This is a genomic window from Acetobacter pomorum, assembly GCF_002738225.1.
GTDB classification, from domain to species: Bacteria; Pseudomonadota; Alphaproteobacteria; order Acetobacterales; family Acetobacteraceae; genus Acetobacter; species Acetobacter pomorum.
This window is the reverse complement of the sequence record NZ_PEBQ01000034.1, coordinates 1-2,143: the sequence shown is the minus strand read 5'-3', so window position 1 is coordinate 2,143 and position 2,143 is coordinate 1. Positions and strand designations below refer to the sequence as shown.

General features: G+C 53.0%; 2 protein-coding genes. One reads left to right on the top strand and one right to left on the bottom strand.

Features of this window, described 5'->3' with window-relative positions; all coding sequences use genetic code 11:
* Nucleotides 1-189: 189 nt before the first annotated feature.
* The gene (locus tag CSR02_RS02955; protein ID WP_099540519.1) at nt 190-948 is read right to left on the bottom strand and encodes an SDR family oxidoreductase; all 759 of its coding nucleotides are present in this window, start codon (nt 946-948) and stop codon (nt 190-192) included.
* 141 nt (nt 949-1,089) lie between these two features.
* Between CSR02_RS02955 and CSR02_RS02950 the strand changes: the two genes are divergently transcribed.
* The gene (locus tag CSR02_RS02950; RefSeq protein ID WP_099540518.1) at nt 1,090-2,004 is read left to right on the top strand and encodes a helix-turn-helix domain-containing protein; all 915 of its coding nucleotides are present in this window, start codon (nt 1,090-1,092) and stop codon (nt 2,002-2,004) included.
* The last annotated feature ends 139 nt before the right edge of the window (nt 2,005-2,143 follow it).

Below are 2,143 nucleotides of genomic sequence, written 5' to 3'. Positions count from 1 at the left end.
CTCACGGGTTGCTCTGCCGCGCGTCAGCGGCGCCATAAGAATTCTGTTTTTGGCGTAAATGCTTCCCAGTTCAATCGGCTCAAACAGGCTGGGCATGACAGATCCTCCCTAAAAGACGCAGTTCTTATGAATTGGGGAAGTCTCACGTCGATTACAACAGAAGGCTTCCCGCAGCTCATGTTCGGATACTCACCATCCCTGTTCAGTGGGCAGAACGAACAGTTCTGCAACATCCATCCGGGACGGTGCTTTCAGTGCAAACAGGATCGTGTCAGCAATGTCCTCACCATCCAGATAGGTCATGGATGCTGCCAGATCATCCATCTGCTTGCGGTAGGAGGCATCCGTAATCTGCTCGTACAGTTCGGACTTTACAGCACCCGGCTGGATGCAGGTGACGCGGATATTGTGCTTTGGCCCGATTTCCATCCTGAGCCCATCGGAAAACGCCGTGACAGCGGCCTTGGTGGCGCAGTAAACGGCCAGACCGGTAAAGACTTTCCGGCCCGCGATTGAGGACATGTTGAAGATATGTCCCGAATGCTGTGCGATCATCTGTGGGAGCACCGCTGCCGTTGCATTGAGAACTCCTGATATATTCACGTCCACCATGCACTTCCATTCATCTACCTTCAGGCTATCAACGCTGGACAAAGGCATCAGACCCGCATTGTTAACCAGCACATCAATCCTGCCGAATTGAGTGATAAGCGCATCTACTGCTGCTTTGCATGACGCAGGATCCGTTACGTCGGTTGGAAGAGCAATGGCTTTGCCTCCTGCCCCGGTAATTTCCGCCGCCAATGCGTCCAGACGCTCCTTGCGCCGTGCCGCCAGACCGACGGCAACGCCTTCTGTCGCAAGTTTGCGTGCTGTTGCAGCGCCAATTCCACTGGAGGCCCCAGTAACAAGAGCAATTTTACCTCTGATGCTCATGATAATCTCCATATATTCCAATTAAAAACGATCGGAAAAACATGTAGAGACTACGGACGAAGGCTTCTCTCGCCCTTTTGCTGAAACCATTGTGATTTTGCGTTTTCGTGGTCTGATCTGGGCAATCCGCGGTGCGCCTGAAAGGTAAACCGGATGCTTCATCCGCAGCGTTCTTCTTTGCGTGCCGCCAGTTATGCTCTGGAGGACCGTATTCCGGGACGGAAAATCGGGCAAAGCCAGGGGGATGCCTGGAAAGAGGCTGAGGCACAGATATTCCGCCGGGCGCAGCAGGAAGATGAGATGCTGGTTCCTGCCGTCGCCGAGCCTCTGCTTGTGTGGGTGATTTCTGGAGACGCACGGATTGAAGAACGCGAACTGACAGGTGAATGGGCGAAAACTGAGGCCAGAACCAGATCATTCTTCCTGACACAGACCGATGCGCCTTACCTCATGCGCTGGCAGGCCTGTCCGGAACATCCGTTTGAAGTCCTGCATCTCTATCTGGGGCTGACTTTGGTGAACCGCGCTGCCCGATCTTTGGGTCTTAACCCATTGCGGCTCCGTATGCGTGATATTTCCGGTGTTCAGGATACGTTTATATCTGGCGTTCTGACAGGTCTGACGGCTGAGCTACAGAAGCCTCTGTTGGCCAGTCCTTTATTTGTGAACGGACTTTTGGAAAGTCTGACCATCCACCTTTTGCGCAATTATGCAAATACACATGTTACACGTACGCCCAAACCTGCACAGCTCCCAGCTTGGAAACTCCGCAAGGCACTTGATCATATGGAGGCACATCTCGCCGAACCATTTGATCTGGATGTTCTGGCCGCTTTGTGCGGGATGGGCCGATTTCATTTCAGCCGATCATTTCACAACACCATGGGGCAAAGCCCGTCACGCTGGTTTGTGCGGCGACGTGTTGAACATGCGAAGGAACTTTTGTGCCAGAGCGATCAATCCATCATCGAGATCGCCCTGACCATCGGTTATGAGAGCCCAAGCCATTTTGCACAGGTGTTTCGCAGGGAAACAGGTGTTAGCCCACGTGATTACAGGAAGCTATAACTCAAGAAATGAGAAGGAACACGGTTGCGGCGAGATGCGCTATAAGAAACACTTGATAAAATCCCAATACTATCCCGCACGCAAACTAAAGCAGGTGATCTCAGGCGGTATGCCCAGCCGAAGCGCAAAGCCCGGCCAC